This is a genomic window from Dactylosporangium sp. NBC_01737, assembly GCF_035963215.1.
Classification (GTDB): domain Bacteria; phylum Actinomycetota; class Actinomycetes; order Mycobacteriales; family Micromonosporaceae; genus Dactylosporangium.
In genome coordinates, this window is sequence record NZ_CP109153.1 from 3,014,217 (window position 1) to 3,031,911 (window position 17,695).

At 73.3% G+C, this 17,695-nt stretch carries 15 protein-coding genes and 1 pseudogene; 15 read left to right on the forward strand and 1 reads right to left on the reverse strand.

What is annotated here, in order from left to right:
- The first annotated feature begins 66 nt into the window (after positions 1-66).
- From rplM to tsaE, 9 genes are all read left to right on the forward strand, one after another.
- On the forward strand, positions 67-510 hold the full coding sequence (gene rplM / locus OHA72_RS13475; protein ID WP_327008163.1) for a 50S ribosomal protein L13: 444 nt from the start codon (positions 67-69) through the stop codon (positions 508-510).
- A 20-nt stretch (positions 511-530) separates the two neighbouring features.
- Positions 531-1,052, forward strand: a complete 522-nt coding sequence (rpsI, locus tag OHA72_RS13480; RefSeq protein WP_327008164.1) for a 30S ribosomal protein S9 — start codon at positions 531-533, stop codon at positions 1,050-1,052.
- Between the two features lie 83 nt (positions 1,053-1,135).
- Entirely contained in the window at positions 1,136-2,482 is a 1,347-nt protein-coding gene (gene glmM, locus OHA72_RS13485; RefSeq protein ID WP_327008165.1) for a phosphoglucosamine mutase, read from the forward strand.
- Between the two features lie 13 nt (positions 2,483-2,495).
- Entirely contained in the window at positions 2,496-3,254 is a 759-nt protein-coding gene (locus OHA72_RS13490; protein WP_327008166.1) for an SDR family oxidoreductase, read from the forward strand.
- Between the two features lie 1,359 nt (positions 3,255-4,613).
- A complete protein-coding gene (locus OHA72_RS13495) occupies positions 4,614-5,009 on the forward strand; it encodes a holo-ACP synthase (RefSeq protein WP_327008167.1) in 396 nt (131 codons plus the stop codon).
- Between the two features lie 10 nt (positions 5,010-5,019).
- On the forward strand, positions 5,020-6,453 hold the full coding sequence (locus OHA72_RS13500; protein ID WP_327008168.1) for an NAD(P)H-hydrate dehydratase: 1,434 nt from the start codon (positions 5,020-5,022) through the stop codon (positions 6,451-6,453).
- 96 nt (positions 6,454-6,549) lie between these two features.
- The gene (gene alr, locus OHA72_RS13505; RefSeq protein WP_327008169.1) at positions 6,550-7,674 is read left to right on the forward strand and encodes an alanine racemase; all 1,125 of its coding nucleotides are present in this window, start codon (positions 6,550-6,552) and stop codon (positions 7,672-7,674) included.
- Complete coding sequence (locus tag OHA72_RS13510; protein WP_327008170.1) at positions 7,671-8,762, forward strand: alpha/beta fold hydrolase; 1,092 nt, start codon at positions 7,671-7,673, stop codon at positions 8,760-8,762. The genes alr and OHA72_RS13510 overlap by 4 nt, the downstream gene beginning before the upstream one ends.
- Positions 8,763-8,764: 2 nt before the next feature.
- Positions 8,765-9,247 carry a tRNA (adenosine(37)-N6)-threonylcarbamoyltransferase complex ATPase subunit type 1 TsaE gene (tsaE, locus tag OHA72_RS13515; RefSeq protein ID WP_327011551.1) on the forward strand — a complete coding sequence of 161 codons (483 nt, stop codon included), beginning with the start codon at positions 8,765-8,767 and terminating at the stop codon, positions 9,245-9,247.
- On the opposite strand, the gene OHA72_RS13520 is transcribed toward tsaE, so the two are convergent.
- The gene (locus tag OHA72_RS13520; protein WP_327008171.1) at positions 9,212-11,281 is read right to left on the reverse strand and encodes an Hsp70 family protein; all 2,070 of its coding nucleotides are present in this window, start codon (positions 11,279-11,281) and stop codon (positions 9,212-9,214) included. The genes tsaE and OHA72_RS13520 overlap by 36 nt on opposite strands.
- A 125-nt stretch (positions 11,282-11,406) precedes the next feature.
- On the opposite strand from OHA72_RS13520, the pseudogene tsaB reads away from it, so the two are divergent.
- The 6 genes and pseudogenes from tsaB (at position 11,407) to OHA72_RS13550 (ending at position 17,484) form a co-directional block, all read left to right on the forward strand.
- A pseudogene (gene tsaB, locus OHA72_RS13525) lies at positions 11,407-12,128 on the forward strand (tRNA (adenosine(37)-N6)-threonylcarbamoyltransferase complex dimerization subunit type 1 TsaB).
- Entirely contained in the window at positions 12,125-12,580 is a 456-nt protein-coding gene (rimI, locus tag OHA72_RS13530) for a ribosomal protein S18-alanine N-acetyltransferase (protein ID WP_327008172.1), read from the forward strand. Before tsaB ends, rimI begins: the two are co-directional and overlap by 4 nt.
- On the forward strand, positions 12,570-13,625 hold the full coding sequence (tsaD, locus tag OHA72_RS13535) for a tRNA (adenosine(37)-N6)-threonylcarbamoyltransferase complex transferase subunit TsaD (protein ID WP_442788575.1): 1,056 nt from the start codon (positions 12,570-12,572) through the stop codon (positions 13,623-13,625). The genes rimI and tsaD overlap by 11 nt, the downstream gene beginning before the upstream one ends.
- A gap of 82 nt (positions 13,626-13,707) precedes the next feature.
- Positions 13,708-13,965, forward strand: a complete 258-nt coding sequence (locus tag OHA72_RS13540) for a hypothetical protein (protein ID WP_327011553.1) — start codon at positions 13,708-13,710, stop codon at positions 13,963-13,965.
- A gap of 67 nt (positions 13,966-14,032) precedes the next feature.
- The gene (locus OHA72_RS13545) at positions 14,033-15,724 is read left to right on the forward strand and encodes an ABC transporter transmembrane domain-containing protein (protein WP_327008173.1); all 1,692 of its coding nucleotides are present in this window, start codon (positions 14,033-14,035) and stop codon (positions 15,722-15,724) included.
- Positions 15,724-17,484: an ABC transporter ATP-binding protein gene (locus OHA72_RS13550; protein WP_327008174.1), complete on the forward strand. Its 1,761-nt coding sequence runs from the start codon at positions 15,724-15,726 to the stop codon at positions 17,482-17,484. The genes OHA72_RS13545 and OHA72_RS13550 overlap by 1 nt, the downstream gene beginning before the upstream one ends.
- Positions 17,485-17,695: the final 211 nt, after the last annotated feature.

The following is a 17,695-nucleotide window of genomic DNA, read 5'->3' on the forward strand; positions in this document are numbered from 1 at the left end:
TGCGCCCCTTAGCGCCGCCATGAGAGCGCACCCCAGAACCGACGACGTGGAAGACAAGGTAGACCTGTGGGTACGTACAGCCCGAAGCCGGGTGAAATCGAGCGCGTGTGGCACGTCATCGACGCGTCGGACGTCGTGCTCGGCCGTCTGGCCACGCACGCCGCCACGTTGCTGCGCGGTAAGCACAAGCCGACGTTCGCCCCGCACGTGGACACCGGCGACTTCGTCATCGTGATCAACGCCGGCAAGGTGGCGCTGACGGGCAACAAGCGGCAGACCAAGGTCGCCTACCGCCACTCGGGTTACCCGGGCGGCCTCAAGGCGGTCGGCTACGAGGAGCTGCTGACGAAGAACCCCGAGCGGGCGATCGAGCTGGCCGTCAAGGGCATGCTCCCGCACAACCGCCTCGGTGCCCGGCAGATCCGGAAGCTGAAGGTCTACGCGGGCGCCGAGCACCCGCACGCCGCCCAGCTGCCCCAGCCGTTCGAGATCAAGCAGATCGCGCAGTGAGCGCGGACGAAGGACTGAGCGTGACCGACGAGACCGTCGAGACCATCGACACCGAGCCCGCCGCTGAGCCGGCCGCCGCTGCTGTCGCCACCGTCGAGACCCCCGCGCCCGCCGTCGAGGCGACCGCCAAGGTCCCGACCCGTTCCCGCCGTGCCGGCCAGCCGATCCAGACCGTTGGCCGCCGCAAGGAAGCCATCGTCCGGGTCCGCCTGGTCCCCGGCACCGGCAAGTTCCTGCTCAACGGCCGCGAGCTGGAGAACTACTTCCCCAGCAAGGTGCACCAGCAGTCCGTCAAGGAGCCGCTGGTCATCGTCGAGAAGGTCGACCAGTTCGACGTCTTCGCCAACCTGCGTGGCGGCGGCACCACCGGCCAGGCCGGCGGCCTGCGTCTCGCGATCGCCCGTGCCCTCATCGAGAACGACCCCGATGACCGCCCGGCGCTCAAGAAGGCCGGCTTCCTCACCCGTGACGCCCGCGCCACCGAGCGCAAGAAGTACGGTCTGAAGAAGGCCCGCAAGGCCCCGCAGTACTCGAAGCGCTAACCAAGCTTCTCGGCCGGGTGCACCCTGGAGGTGTGCCCGGCCGATTTGCGTTCGCGGCCTTACAGCTCAACGGAGGTATCGCAGTGGGGCGACTCTTCGGCACCGACGGCGTCCGCGGACGCGCCAACGCCGACCTGACTCCCGAGCTGGCCATGGCAGTCGCCATCGCCGCCGCGCAGGCGCTCTTCGAGCGCGACCACTCCCACGCGCCCCTGGCAGTGGTCGGCCGCGACCCCCGCGCCAGCGGCGAGATGCTGGAGGCGGCCGTCGTCGCCGGGCTCACCAGCGCCGGCGCCAACGTCGTGCGGGTCGGGGTCCTGCCCACCCCCGCCGTCGCGTACCTCACCGGCGTGCTCGAAGCCGACATCGGCGTGATGCTGTCCGCCTCGCACAACCCGATGCCCGACAACGGCGTCAAGCTCTTCGCCGCCGGCGGTCACAAGATCCCCGACGACGTCGAGGACGAGATCGAGCGGCTCATCACCGAGGGCACCAAGGTCCGCCCCACCGGCGCCGGCGTCGGCCGCGTCACCGACCTCGCCGACGGCGAGGACCGCTACGTGCGGCACCTGCTGACCTCCCTGCCCGGCCCGCTCGTCGAGCTCAAGGTCGTCGTCGACTGCGCCAACGGCGCCGCCTCCTCCGCCGCCCCCGAGGCGTACCGCCGCGCCGGCGCGCACGTCATCGCGATCAACGCCGACCCCGACGGCCTCAACATCAACGAGGACTGCGGCTCCAACCACCTCGGCCAGCTGCGCGCCGCCGTCGTCGAGCACGGCGCCGACCTCGGCATCGCCCACGACGGCGACGCCGACCGGGTCGCCGCCGTCACCGCCGACGGCGCCGAGGTCGACGGCGACCAGATCATGGCCGTCCTCGCCCTCGCCATGCGCGACGGCGGCCTGCTCAAGGACGACACCCTCGTCGCCACCGTCATGAGCAACCTCGGCCTGAAGATCGCCATGGCCGACGCCGGCATCCGCCTGCTCGAGACCCGCGTCGGCGACCGCTACGTCCTGGAGGAGCTGCGCGCCAAGGGCCTCGCCCTCGGCGGCGAGCAGAGCGGCCACATCATCATGCCCGCCTTCGCCACCACCGGCGACGGCGTCCTCACCGCGCTGCACCTCATGGGCCGCATGACCGGCACCGGCCGTACCCTCGCCGACCTCGCCTCCGTCGTCCAGCGCCTCCCGCAGGTGCTGATCAACGTCCCCGTCGGCGACCGCGCCGCCGCCGCCAAGGCCGCCCAGGTCCTCGACGCCGCCAAGCAGGTCGAGGCCGAACTCGGCGGCACCGGCCGGGTCCTGCTGCGCCCCTCCGGCACCGAGCAGCTCGTCCGGGTCATGGTCGAGGCCGCCACCCTCGAAACCGCCCGCGAGGCCGCCGAACGCATCGCCGCCATCGTCCGCGCGGTCTCCCCTACCCGGTAGTAACGTGCGGCGCATGACTGACGCCCGCACCGTGCTCATCACCGGCGCCTCCCGCGGCATCGGCAAGGCGACCGCCGTCGCCTTCGCCGCGCAGGGCTGCAACGTCGTGCTCACCTCCCGCGACCAGGAGGCCCTCGACGCCGTCGCGGAGGAGATCCGCGCCGCCCACCCGGCCGCCGGGGTGCTCGCCCACGCCGCCCACGCCGCCGAACCCGACCAGGCCGGCGCCGCCGTCGACGCCACCATGTCCCGCTTCGGCGCGATCGACGTCCTGGTCAACAACGCCGGCACCAACCCGTACTTCGGCCCGCTCATGGACATCGACCCGGTCCGCGCCGAGAAGACCGCCCGCCTCAACCAGTTCGGCCCCGTCCTGTGGAGCCAGCTGGCCTGGAAGGCGTCGATGTCCACCCGCGGCGGCGCCATCGTCAACGTCGCCTCCGTCGGCGGCCTGCTCACCGAGCCCGGCATCGGCTACTACAACGCCACCAAGGCCGCCGTCATCCACCTCACCCGCCAGCTCGCCGCCGAACTCGCCCCCGCCGTCCGCGTCAACGGCGTCGCCCCCGGCATCGTGCGCACCAAGCTGGCCCGCGGCCTGTGGGAGAACAACGAGCAGTACCTCAGCGACCACCTCCCCCTCGGCCGCATCGGCGAACCCGACGACATCGCCGACGTCATCACCTTCCTCGGCGGCCCCGCCTCCCGCTGGATGACCGGCCAGACCCTCGTCATCGACGGCGGCGCCCAGATCCGCTCCTCCCTGGCCTGACCTCCTCCAGGTCCTGACCCTGGCTCGCCGTCCTCTCTCCTGCCGTCCTTGATCGAACAGCGGACCTGGCCTTCCTCCCACCTCGGATCCGCTGTTCGATCCTCGACCAGATACCCGCCCCACGATCAAAGGCGTGCCCTGGTCGCCCGAACGACCACGCTGCGACTTCGATCACTCCCGGCTTTCGCCTTCACGTTGGCGCCGCCCCGGGCGATCGTCCGCGTTGCGGGTTCGTGCCTGCGTCGCTGGTCTATTCCGCGTCGGGCTTTGGCGCCTGCGTCGGGCGTTCGTGTCGTGATCGAAGGTGGGTTCTGGTCGTCGGGACGGCCATGCCGCGACTTCGATCAACCCCCGGCTTTTGCTCTCACGTCGGTGCCGCCTCGGGCGTCGTCCGCGCTGCGGGTTCTTGCGTGCGTCGCCTGTTCTCACCTGCGTCGGGCGTTCGTGTCGTGATCGAAGGTGGGTTCTGGTCGTCGGGACGGCCATGCCGCGACTTCGATCAACCCCCGGCTTTTGCTCTCACGTCGGTGCCGCCTCGGGCGTCGTCCGCGCTGCGGGTTCTTGCGTGCGTCGCCTGTTCTCACCTGCGTCGGGCGTTCGTGTCGTGATCGAAGGTGGGTTCTGGTCGTCGGGACGGCCATGCCGCGACTTCGATCAACCCCCGGCTTTTGCTCTCACGTCGGTGCCGCCCCGGGCATCGTCTGCGCTGCGGGTTCTTGCGTGCGTCGCCTGTTCTCACCTGCGTCGGGCGTTCGTGTCGTGATCGAAGGTGGGTTCTGGTCGTCGGGACGACCATGCCGCGACTTCGATCAACCCCCGGCTTTTGCTCTCACGCCGGTGCCGCCCCGGGCATCGTCCGCGCTATCGGTTCGTGCCTGCGTCGCCTGCTCCTACCCGCGTCGGGGCTTTGGCGCCGTGATCGAAGGTGGGTCCTGGTCGCCCGGACGACCGCGCCGCGACTTCGATCACGGTGATATCCAGCGCCACGGGTCGGTGCCCCCGAATCTCGTTCTCGCCCCCATCCCCACTCTCGCCCCCCGGCCCCCGCCCCGGCCTCGCCCCCAGCTCTTGCCGGCCGCCCGGCTCTCGCCTGCGGCCCGGTTCTCGCTTGCGGCGGCTGGCTGTCATCCGGATCGGCATCGTGTCGTGATCGAAGGGTGGCCATGGTTGCTTGGACGGCCAGGTCGGGACTTCGATCATGTGCGGTGCCCGCGGTCTGGGCGGCGGGCGGGTTGTGGCGGCGATTCGGCGGGTGCTTTGCGGCATTTGTGGGGTGTGGTGTGACGATCACCCGCGGCCGGCGGGTTGCCTGTGGCGCCGAGCCGACAGGTGGCTCGCCGGTGTGACAGGGTTATGCCTGTGATCGTGTCAGTCGGCATCGACGTCGTGCTGGTCGAGCGGTTCGGCAAGGCCCTCGACCGGACGCCGCTGCTCGCCGAACGCCTGTTCACGCCAGGAGAGCGGGTCACGCCCGCCGGCAATCCGCGTTCCGCGGAGTCCCTTGCCGCCAGGTTTGCCGCGAAGGAGGCGGTGGCCAAGGCGCTCGGCGCGCCGAGCGGGCTGCACTGGCACGACTGCGAGATCGTCACGGACTCCGACGGGCGGCCCTGGCTGACCGTGTCGGGGACCGTTGCGCAGGTCGCGGCGGAGCGCGGCATCACCCGCTGGCACCTGTCACTGTCGCACGACGGCGGGATCGCCTCCGCGATGATCGTCGCCGAACGTACCGCCGACATCCCCGGGATCGCAGCATGAGGAGCCGAGCATGAGAGCCGCGTGGCGGGTAGCCCAGGTCCGTGCGGCCGAAGAGGCCCTGATGAAGCAGCTGCCCGGCGGGGCGCTCATGCAGCGCGCCTCCGCCGGCCTCGCGAGGCGCTGTGCGCAGACGTTGCCCAAGGTGTACGGCAGCCGCATCCTCCTGCTCGTCGGCCCCGGCAACAACGGCGGTGACGCGCTGTACGCCGGTGCGCTGCTCGCCCGCCGTGGCGCGCGGGTCGAGGCGCTGGTGCTGGACCCCGAGCGGATCCACCGTGGCGGCGTGGCCGCACTGCACGCCGCCGGTGGGGTGCTGACCAGGACCGTGCCGGCGCGGGTCGACCTCGTCGTCGACGGCATTCTCGGCATCGGCGGGCGGGGCGGGCTGCGGGAGCCCGCGGCGAGCCGGGTCGCGGAGGTGTCCGGTGCCGTGCGGGGCGCGCCGGTGATCGCGGTCGACGTGCCCTCGGGTGTCGACGCCGACACGGGCGCGGTCACCGGCATGGCGGTGCGCGCCGACATCACCGTCACGTTCGGCGCGTTGAAGCCCGGCCTGCTCGTCGGCGCCGGCGCCGTCCACAGTGGTCTCGTCGAGCTGGTGGACATCGGCCTGGAGCCGCACCTGGACGGCGACCCCGCCTGCTACGTGCCCGAGATCGAGGACGTCGCCGCCTGGTGGCCGCGGCCCGGCGCCAACGACAACAAGTACTCCCGCGGTGTCGTCGGTGTCGCGACCGGCTCCGAGCAGTACCCGGGCGCCGCCGTGCTGTCCGTCTCCGGCGCGCTCGCCGGCCCGGCGGGACTCGTGCGGTACGCGGGCAGCGCCGCCGACGCCGTCCGCGCCCACCACCCGCCGGTCATCGCCTACGACCGGGTCGGCGACGCCGGCCGGGTCCAGGCCTGGACGTGCGGCAGCGGGCTCGGCACCGACGAGCGCGCATACACCGAGGTGCGCACGGTTCTCGGCGCGCCCGTCCCCGTCTGCCTCGACGCCGGCGCCCTGACGCTCCTTGTCGACGCCCGGATGGCCGACTGGCTCCGCGACCGCGACGCCCCGACGGTCGTCACCCCGCACGACGGGGAGTTCCAGCGGCTCGCGGGCGGTGCGCCCGGCGAGGACCGGGTCGCCGCCGCCGTGCACCTCGCCGAGCGGATGGACTCGGTCGTCCTGCTCAAGGGGGACCGGACGATCATCGCCACCCCCGACGGCCGCGTGTACGTCAACCCGACCGGCACCGCGTCCCTCGCGACTGGCGGCACCGGCGACGTCCTGGCCGGTCTGCTCGGCTCGCTCCTGGCCGCTGGCCTGCAGGCCGAGTACGCCGCGGCGGCGGCCGCGTTCGTCCACGGCCTCGCCGGCCGGCTCGCCGCCGCCCGGGGCCCGGTCACCGCCGCCGACGTCGCCGACCACCTCGGCGAGGCGGTGGCGACCCTGCGCCGCTGACGCGATCACCGCGGCAAGAGCCGCCGGTGAGGGCATGCTCGCACCTGGCGGGCCGGGACGAGCCCGGCGGTGTGGGCACCGCTTAGGCTTAGGCGCATGTGGCAGGCTCAGGTCCGGATCGACCTCGACGCGATCCGGCACAACGTGGCGACCCTCCTGGGCCTGCTGCGACCCGGGACCGCCCTGATGAGCGTGGTCAAGGCCGACGCATACGGGCACGGCCTGCTCCCCGTCGCCACCGCCGCGGTGCAGGCCGGCGCGACCTGGCTCGGCGCCGCCACCCTCGACGAGGCGCTGACGCTGCGCGAGCACGGCGTCACCGCCAGGATCCTGTCGTGGCTGCACAGCCCCGGGCGGCCGCTGCACGAGGCGGTCGCCGCCGGCATCGACCTGTCCGCGTCGTCGCCGGAGGCCCTGGACGAGATCGCGCGCGCCGCCCGGCAGGCGCACGGCACGGCGGCGGTCCACCTGAAGATCGACACCGGCATGTCCCGCAACGGTGCCGCCCGCGCCGACTGGCCGGCGCTGCTGACCGCCGCGGCGAAGGCGCAGGCCGACGGCGACATCGAGATCGCCGCCATCTGGAGCCACTTCGCCTGCGCCGACGAGCCCGGGCACCCGTCGATCCTGCGGCAGCAGCTCGCGTTCGACGACGCCCTCGACGTCGCCGCCGGGCTCGGGGTCGAGCCGCCGCTGCGGCACCTGGCCAACTCCGCCGCCACGCTGACCCTCCCCGAGAGCCACTTCGACCTGGTGCGGGTCGGCCTGTCCACCTACGGTCTGTCGCCGATCCCGGGCGCCGCCCCCGACCTGCGCCCCGCGATGAGCGTCCACGCCAGGGTCGCCCTGGTGAAGGCCGTCCCGGCCGGTGAGGGCGTCTCCTACGGCCACACGTACAAGATCCTCAAGGACACCAATCTCGCTCTGGTGCCGGTCGGGTACGCCGACGGTGTCCCGCGCTCCGCGAGCAGCCGTGGTCTCGTCGAGATCGCCGGCAAGGTCCGCCGGGTCGTCGGCCGGGTGTGCATGGATCAGATCGTGGTGGACTGCGGCGACGACGACGTCCGCGCCGGCGACGAGGCCGTGCTGTTCGGCGACGGCGCGCACGGCGGGCCGACCGCCGACGACTGGGCCGCGGCCGCCGACACGATCAACTACGAGATCGTCGCTCGGATGGGCAGTGAGCGCACACCGCGCGTGTACGTGGGGGAGCAGGCATGACGGGAAGCGACGTCGAGATCAAGAACAACAGCCGACGCCGCACGGTCGGGATCATCGGGGCGATCCTCGGCGTGGCCGCCGCGGGCGTCGCCGCCGGTGTCGCCACCGAGCGGTATCTCATCCACCGGTCGAAGAACGCCGACGACGTCTACGCCGAGGAGGAGTTCGGCGTCTGGGACTTCGACGAGGAGCTGACCGTCACCACCGACGACGGCATCGACCTGCACGTCGAGATCGTCAACGGCCCGGACGACGACACCGAGGGCCGGCCGACGCTGGTGTTCGTGCACGGGTTCTGCCTCGACATGGGCACGTTCCACTTCCAGCGCAAGGCGCTGCAGGGCAAGCACCGCATGGTCTTCTACGACCAGCCCGGCCACGGCCGCTCCGGCAGGCTGCGCAAGGGCGAGTACTCCCTGGACTCGCTCGGCGCCGGGCTGCGCGCGGTCCTGCAGGCCACCGCCCCGACCGGCCCCGTCGTCCTGGTCGGCCACTCGATGGGCGGCATGACGATCATGGCGCTGGCCGAGCAGGTCCCCGAGCTGTTCGAGTCCCGCGTCGAGGCGGTCGTGCTCATCTCCACGTCCGCCGGCAAGCTCGACCAGGTCAACTTCGGCCTGCCGGAGGTCGTCGCGAAGTTCCGCCGGCCGCTGCTGCCGGTCGTCGGCATCGCCGGCCCGATCAGCTCCGGCGTCGTCGACCGGGCCCGCCGCGCCTCCACCGACCTCGCGTGGCTGCTCACCCGGCGATACGGGTTCGGCACCGCCCGCCCCAGCCCGGCCCTGGTGTCGTACGTCGAGAAGATGAACACCACCACCTCGACCGACGTCATCGCCCGGTACCTGCGGACCCTCTACACGCACGCCCGGCTGCTGGTCCTCGGCCCGCTGCGCCGGGTCCCGGTCCTGCTGGTCTGCGGCGACCGTGACGTGCTGACGCCGCTCACCCACACCCGGGAGATCGCCGCGGTCCTGCCCGAGGCGGAGCTCGTCGTCGTCGCCGACGGCGGCCACGTCGTCATGCTCGAGCACGCCGACGAGGTCAACGAGGCGATCGAGGCGTTCCTGAAGCGGGTCCTGTCCCGGTGACCCTGACGCTGCCGACCGTCGCCGACACGCACGCCTTCGGCCGCCGGCTCGCCGCGGTCCTGCGCGCCGGCGACCTGGTCCTGCTCACCGGCCCCCTCGGCGCCGGCAAGACCGCCCTCGCCCAGGGCATCGGCGCCGGGCTGCGGGTCCAGGGTCAGGTGACGTCACCGACGTTCGTGATCGCGCGGGTCCACCGGCCCGCCACCGCAGGCGGCGTCGCCATGGTGCACGTCGACGCGTACCGGCTCGGCGACGTCAAGGATCCCGTCGGCGAGATCGACGCCCTCGACCTCGACGCCACCCTCGAGGACTCGGTGACCCTGGTCGAATGGGGCGAGGGCCTCGTCGAGCGGCTCACCGACGACCACCTGGAGCTGCGCCTGACCCGCCACGACGACGACTCGCGCACCGTCACCGTCGTCGCGCACGGCCAGGGCTGGCCGGGCAGGCTACGCGGGCTGCAGGACCTCCCAGACGTCGACTGAGGTGCCCTCGTCGTCGGTGCAGCGGGCCAGCAGGTGCCGGCCCTCATGGCAGAACGCCGTGCGGACCTGCCGGGCGGGGGCCAGGTCGGCGCGGAACACCTCCGAGGAGGTCTCCACGTCCCGGACGCGGATCGAGCCGTCGAGGACCGCGGCCGTCAGCCGGCCGTCCGGGGTGGACATCTCGGTGGCGAACGCGTCGGCGCGGCTGGATCCGGTGTACCCGGTGAACCGCCGCGTCAGATCCTCACCGACGACCCTGTCGAGGCGCTCACCGGTCGCGAGGTCCCAGACGGTCGCCACGTCACGGCGGTACCGCCCGACGCTCGCCGCGCCCTCACCGGTGGCGACGAGCCGCCACTCGCCCTCGTTGACCAGGACCGCGTCGGGCCGCTGCGCGTCGGAGAAGCTGCTGGTCATGCGCCCCGACAGCACGTCCCACACGCAGAAGTGGCCCGCGGCGTCCCAGGTGACCAGCGACAGCTGATGGTTGGGCCCCAGCAGGACCTGCCCGTGCTCGGGGCGGCCCGCGCCGCGGCCGGGCCGCAGCTCGGTGACCAGAGCGCCGCTGTCGATCGACCGGACCTTGACGTATTCGCCGGTGCGGGAACACTCCACGAGCGTGCGGCGGTCCGGCATGAGCAGCCAGTCGCCGGTGACCCGCAGGTGGTGGCGCTTCGCCAGCTGGAACCGCTCCACCGTCGGGGAGATCCGCACGTGCGCGGCCGCCGCACCCGACACGACCATGCCACCGATCGGCACGCGGTGCTCCAGCAGGACCCCGTCGGTGCGGCCCGCGGTCAGGTCGAACACCCGGTCGTCGGCGGTGCGGACCTGCGCGAGCGGCGCACCCTGCGGGTACCCCTCGCCCTCCTTCACCAGCCAGCGGACCAGCCGGCCACGCCCACCGGGCACCGTCCACGCGAGGGGCTCCACCCGCCACGGCGCCGGGTCCGCCGGCAACGCGCGCCCGGCGCGGCCACCGGACAGCCGGGCCGCTCCCCGCAGCACCGCCAGCTCCGGCTCCGCCGGCCGGGTCACCGGACGGTTCAGGCCGTGCCGCAGCGCCGGGGCGACGCTCGGCAGGTGCGCGCTGCCGCCCACCAGCAGGACCGCGGCGACGTCCGCCGGCACGATCCCCGCCCGCGCGATGACCGCCCGGCAGCTGGCGATCAGCCACCGGTTCGCCGGCTCCGTCAGCTGGTCGAGGACGTCCCTGCTCATGGTGTACGGCGGTGCGCCCGGCTCGATGCGGTCCGTCGCCTCCAGCGCCTCACTCAGCTGATGCTTGACCCGGCGCACGATGTCCAGCGCGTGGAAGCCGGCCCGCACACTGACGTCCCCACCGGCTGTGAACGCGGGCTCCACCCACTGCGCCAGCTTCGCCCGCAGGTCCGCGGCGAGCACCACATCGAGGTCGCGGCCGCTGCCGGAGCTCTCCTGGCTCAACGGCACCGGGACCCCGTGCTGCAGCTGCGTCAGCGTCGCGCTCCACGTCGCCCCGAGGTCACAGACCAGCAGGTAGCCACCCTCGACGACCTCCAGCGCGGCCACGGGGTCCGCGACGGCCGCCGCAGGGTCATGGACCAGCTCGACGTCGGGGAACCCGGCGACCGCGGCGGCCGACACCAGCAGCTCCCGCCGCGGGTCATGGGTCCGGTACGCCGCCGGCACCGTCACCACCAGCCGCGCGATCCTGCCGTGCCGCCGCCCGGCCTCCTCGATGATCGCGCCGAGCGCGGCCGTGACCAGCTCCGTGCCGTTGATGAGCTGGTCACCGAGCCACATCGGCGCGTTGGCGTCGACGGCCCGGCGGACCCCGTCGACGTAGTGCCGCGGATGCTCGTCGCGCAGCCGCTCGGCGGCGGCCCCGGCGGTCAGCCTCGGGCGCCCCGGCGCAGGGTCGAGGCTCGCACCGGCGGGCCAGCGCACCGCACCGGTCAGCGGCTCCCGCAGCAGGTGCAGCTGGTCACGCACGAGGACAGCAGCGGACATGGCCCAGGAACCCATGTCCACGACCAGGACCGGCTCAGTCATCGGCTCTCCTGACGCGCCCCGCGTAGATGTCGGCCGATGCTAGGCCCGGCTCGTTGCGAATCGGTTAACTGATCGCAGTCACGACCCCGGACATGCGTCACAGGCCGGTCGGTAGAGTTGGCGCCGTGCTGGTGATGGTGGTGGACTCCTCGACGCCCGCGGTGACGGCCGCGCTGGTCCGCGTCGCCGATGAGGACGTCACCGTGCTCGCCGAGCGGGTCACCGTCGACGGCCGGGCCCACGGCGAGCTGCTCGCCCCGCAGATCCACGCGGTCCTCGCCGAAGGCGGCGCGGCACCCGGCGACCTGGCCGCCGTCGTCGCCGGCACCGGCCCCGGCCCGTTCACCGGCCTGCGCGCCGGCATGGTGACCGCCGCGGCGCTCGGCCACGCCCTCGACATCCCCGTCTACGGGGTCTGCTCCCTCGACGGCATCGGCCACGGCCTGCCCGGCCGGCTGCTCGTCGCGACCGACGCCCGCCGCAAAGAGGTCTACTGGGCCACGTATCTCGACGGTGTCCGCGTCGACGGGCCCGCGGTCGACAAGCCCGCAGCCGTTCTTACCGCAGCCGTTCTACCGCCGCCGCCGCCGCCGCCGCCGCCGTCGGCACCGGCACCGGCACCGGCACCGGCACCGCCGTCGACGCGGCCGCGGGTGACGGCGCCGACAAGTACGCCGATGTGCTCGGCCTGCCCGTGCTGCCGCCGCGGTACCCATCCGCCCGCGCCCTCGCCGAACTCGCCGCCGACCGCATCCGGGCGAAGGCACCCGGCGAGACGCTGACGCCGCTGTACCTGCGCCGCCCCGACGCGGTCGCCCCCGGCGAGCGCAAGCCGGCCCTGCCGTGACGGTCGAGCTCGCCGACCTGCGCTGGTTCCACATCGACGCGCTGCTGCCGATCGAGGACGAACTGTTCGGCGAGGAACGCTGGTCCGCCGGCATGTTCTGGAACGAGCTCGCCAGCGGCCACCACTACCTCGTCGCCCTGGAACCGGGCCCGGACGGCGACCGGGTCGTCGGGTACGCCGGGCTCGCCCTCGCCCCACCCGACGAGGCCTGGATCCAGAACGTCGGCGTCCGCAAGGACGCACAGCGGCGCGGCATCGGCCGGCGGCTCCTGGAGGCCCTGCTCGCCGAGGCGGCCCGGCACGGCGCCCGGAAGGTGCTGCTCGAGGTCGCCGTCGACAACCTGCCCGCACAGAAGCTGTACGCCGACTACGGGTTCGAGGGCGTCGGCGTCCGCAAGGGCTACTACCAGCCGAGCAACACGGATGCACTGGTGATGATGCGTGAAGACTGACCCCCTGGCCGGGCCGCTGGTGCTCGGGATCGAGACCTCCTGCGACGAGACCGGCGTCGGCATCGTCCGCGGGCACACCCTGCTCGCCGACGAGGTCGCCTCCAGCGTCGCCGAGCACGCCCGCTTCGGCGGGGTCGTGCCGGAGGTCGCCAGCCGCGCCCACTTCGAGGCCATGGTGCCGACCGTCCAGCGGGCCCTCGACACCGCCGGGATCGCCCTCGCCGACGTCGACGCGATCGCGGTCACCGCCGGCCCCGGCCTCGCCGGGGCGCTGCTCGTCGGGGTCGCCGCCGCCAAGGCGTACGCCCTCGCCGCCGGCAAACCCATCTACGGCGTCAACCACCTCGCCGCGCACGTCGCCGTCGACACCCTCGAACACGGACCGCTGCCCGAGCCGGCGATCGCCCTGCTCGTCTCCGGCGGCCACTCCTCGCTGCTCAAGGTCGACGACCTCGCCGGGCGGGTCGAGCCGCTCGGCGCCACCATCGACGACGCCGCCGGCGAGGCGTTCGACAAGGTCGCCCGGCTGCTCGGGCTGCCGTTCCCCGGCGGGCCGCCGATCGACCGCGCCGCCCGCGACGGCCAGATCGTCATCCCGTTCCCTCGCGGCCTGACCGCCGCCCGGGACCTCGTCGAGCACCGCTTCGACTTCTCGTTCTCGGGGCTGAAGACCGCCGTCGCCCGCTGGGTCGAGGCCCGGCAACGCGCCGGCGAGCCCGTCCCCGTCAACGACGTCGCCGCCAGCTTCCAGGAGGCGGTCTGCGACGTGCTGACCAACAAGGCCGTCGACGCGTGCCTCGACAGCGGCGTCCGGACCCTCGTCATCGGCGGCGGTGTCGCCGCCAACTCCCGCATCCGCGCCCTCGCCCAGGAGCGCTGCGACCGGCACGGCATCACGCTGCGCGTCCCGCGACCCGGCCTGTGCACCGACAACGGCGCCATGGTCGCCGCCCTCGGCGCGCACCTCGTCGCCGCCGGCGCCGCACCCGGACACCTCGGCCTGCCGACCGATTCGGCGATGCCGATCACGCTTGTCACGGCGTGACCGGAGCGGAGCGGGGGCACGCCATGACGGGCTCCGAAGCGAGGAAGGCAACTCTGAACGCATGGGAGTAGAGTCCAGCGCCGTGATCGTGCGCATGTGGGAGGTCCGGGCACACCCCGAGGCGTTCGGCGAACTGCTGTCCTGGGTGTGCGAGGCGATGCTGCCCAAGGTGGAGGTCCACCCGATGCACATCTCCAGCGAGGTGTACTCCTCCACGGATCACCGGCTCGTCGTCATCTCCAAGTGGCGCGGCAGCACCCCCGAGGAGTTCACCGACCCGCCGTCGCACCTCGTCTCCCGCCGCCCCCAGGCCTGGGACTTCACCGAGGTCGACCGCTGAGACCGGTGCCCATCGGCTGGAAAATGTAAGGCGCTGCCATGGCCTTCCGGGTTACCGTCGGCGGGCCATGAAACGGTTGCCGCTCGACGACCCCGGTGAACCCGACAGCAGATCCGCCGCCCGCTACCTGCTGTGGGTGCTGCGCAACCAGCTCCCGACCATCCTGCCCGGCATCGCCCTCGGCATCGTCTGGATGGTCAGCCAGGCACTCGTCCCCGCCGCCCTCGGCGCCGGCGTCGACGCCCTCACCACCCACGACCGCACCGCCCTGCTCGGCGCCGGCGGCGCGCTGCTCGGCCTCGGCATCATCACCGCCGTGAGCGGCGTTATGCGGCACCGGTTCGCCGTCACCAACTTCCTCGGCGCCGGCTTCCGCACCGTCCAGGTCACCGCCCGGCAGGCGACCCGCCTCGGCGCGACCCTGCCGAAGAAGGTCGCCGCCGGCGAGGTCGTCAGCATCGGCACCACCGACTTCGACCACATCGGCTACTCCATGGACGTCAGCGCCCGCGCCGGCGGCGCCGTCGTCGCCATCATCGTCGTGGCCGTCCTGCTGCTGGACGTCTCCGTGCCCCTCGGCCTCGTCGTCGTCCTCGGCGTGCCGCTGCTCGTCGCCGTCGTCGGCGTGCTCCTCAAACCCCTCCACCAGCGCCGCCGCGCCCAGCGCGACCTCGCCGGCACCCTCACCGGCCGCGCCGCCGACATCGTCTCCGGCCTGCGGATCCTGCGCGGCATCGGCGGCGAGGACGTCGTGTCCGGCCGGTACCGGACCGAGTCGCAGCAGGTCCGCACCGCCAGCATCGGCGTCGCCAAGGTCGAGACCCTCCTCGAAGGCGCGCAGATCCTCCTCCCCGGCCTGTTCGTCGCCCTCGTCACCTGGCTCGGCGCCCGGTTCGCCGTCGCCGGCAAGATCAGCCCCGGTGAGCTGGTCGCCTTCTACGCCTACGCCGCGTTCCTGGTCAGCCCGCTGCGGACCCTGACCGAGTTCGCGGAGAAAGTGACCCGTGGCCTCGTCGCCGCCGGCCGCGTCGTGACCCTCCTGCGCGTCGAACCCGAGCTCAGCGACCCCGCGAAACCCGCCCCGCTCACCGGCGGCGACCTCAAGGATCCCGGCTCCGGCTTCGTCGCCGCGCACGGCCGCCTCACCGCGATCGCCGCCGCCCGGCCCGAGGACGCCGCGGCGATCGCAGACCGGATCGGACTGCTCGACCCCGCCTCCGAGGCGCGTCTGCTGGGCGTACCCCTGCGGAACATGACGATCGAGGACGTCAGGTCGCACATCGTCGTCGCCGACAACGACGACCGCCTCTTCCGCGGACGCCTCCGCGACGAGCTCGGTGACCAGCCCGCCGCCGTCCTCAGCGCCCTGGACGCCGCGGCCGCCCGCGACATCGTCGACGCCCTCCCCGACGGACTCGACACCGAGATCGCCGAACGCGGCCGCGACTTCTCCGGCGGCCAGCAGCAGCGCCTCCGCCTCGCCCGCGCCGTCGCCCTCGACCCGCCCGTGCTCGTCCTCGTCGAACCGACCAGCGCCGTCGACACCCACACCGAGGCCCTCATCGCCCGCGACCTGCCCGCCGTCCGCGCCGGCCGGACCACCGTCGTGTGCACCACCAGCCCGCTGCTGCTCGACCGCGCCGACACCGTCGCGTTCGTCGACACCGCCGGCCGGGTCGCCGCCACCGGCACCCATCGCGAGCTGCTCGACACCTGCCCCGCCTACGCCGCGACCGTCACCAGGGAGGAGGACACCTGATGCTGCTGCCCATCGCCACCGGCGCCGAGGTCCGCGCCTACCTGCGCCGCCTCATGCGGTCCCACCCGCGGATACTCGCCCTCGTCGTCGCCCTGCACGTCAGCGCCGCCGTCGCCGGGCTCGTCACCCCCCGCCTGCTGGGCGACCTGGTCGAGAAGACCTCCGCCGGCACCACCACCTGGACCGTCGACCGCATCGCCCTCACCATCACCGGGTTCGTCGTCGTCGTGTCGGTACTGGTGCGCTACGCCCGCCTCGCCTCCGCCCGCCTCGGCGAACAGGTCCTCGCCACCCTCCGCGAGGAGTTCGTCGACCGGGTCCTCGCCGTCCCGCCGTCCACAGTCGAACGCGCCGGCACCGGCGACCTGCTCACCCGCGCCTCCCGCGACGTCGAAGGCACCTCCAGCACCGTCCGCTTCGCGCTGCCCGAGGTCGTCGTCGGCGTCCTGCAGGTCGTCCTCACCGTCGGCGCCATCGCCCTCGTCTCGCCGCTCCTGCTGCTGCCGGCCCTCATCGCCGTGCCGGTCCTCTGGTACAGCTCCCGCTGGTACTTCCGCCGCGCCCCCGCCGGCTACCTCGCCTCCAGCGCCGCCTTCGCCCAGCTCACCGACGGCCTCGCCGAAACCGTCGAGGGCGCCCGCACCGTCGACGTGCTGCGCCTGGGGCAACGGCGCGTGGACCGCACCCAGGAACACCTGCGCGGCGTGTACGCCACCAACCTGTACACGCTGAAGCTGCGCACCGTCTGGTTCCCGCTCACCGAGTTCGGCTACGTCCTGCCCGGCGCCGTCACCCTCGTGGCCGGCGGCTGGTTCGTCATGGAAGGCTGGGCCACGGTCGGCCAGGTCACCGCCGCGGTCCTGTACTTCGTCGCCCTCATCGACCCCCTTGACCGGGTCCTGTCCTGGTTCGACCAGCTGCAGGTCGGCCTTGCCTCGTTCGCCCGCATCGTCGGCATCCAGTCCGTCGCCGTGGCCGCTTCTTCTTCCTCGTTGGGTCCTTCTTCTCCGAGTCCTTCGGATGCCCGGCTGGTGGCACGGGGGGTGCGCTACGCGTACGTCGACGGCCGCGACGTCCTGCACGGCATCGACCTGGAGATCCAGCCCGGCGAACGCCTCGCCGTCGTCGGCCCCTCCGGCGCTGGCAAGTCGACCCTCGGCAGGCTCCTCGCCGGCATCCACACCCCCGGCGCGGGCACCGTCACCGTCGGCGGCGTGCCCCTCACCGACCTGCCGCTGTCCGAGCTGCGCCGGCACGTCGCCCTCGTCACCCAGGAACACCACGTCTTCCTCGGCACCGTCCGCGACAACCTCATCCTTGCCCGGCCGCTGGCCTCGACCGCGGACCTGCGCCACGCCCTCGCCACCGTCGACGCCCTCGACTGGGTCGACGCCCTCCCCGACGGCCTCGACACCACCCTCGGCGAGCCACCCCTGTCCCCGGCGCAGGCACAGCAGCTGGCCCTCGCCCGCCTGGTCCTGGCCGACCCGCACACCCTCGTCCTGGACGAGGCGACGTCCCTCATCGACCCGCGCGCCGCCCGCCACCTCGAACGCTCCCTCGCCGGCGCCCTCCACGGCCGCACGGTGATCGCCATCGCCCACCGCCTCTTCTCCGCCCACGACGCCGACCGGGTCGCCGTCGTCGAGGACGGCCGCATCACCGAACTCGGCAGCCACGACGACCTGGTCGCCGCCAACGGCGCCTACGCCGCCCTGTGGCGCTCCTGGCACGGCACCGACCGCCAACCCACCGCCTGACCCCGCGCAGCTATTACAGTGGGTGACGAGCCGCTCGAAAAATTAGGTGGCCGCGTTAGGGTGGCTTAGGAAGCAGGACGCGCCGTCACCGCCCGGGATCCGCGCTCTCCGGTGATCTGCTGCCGCCGACACCTGACCGCCGCGTCCCTGGCCCGTCGCCCGCCCCCACCGGCCACCGCGCCCCTGCGACACGACCGCGCCAGCCTGGCGC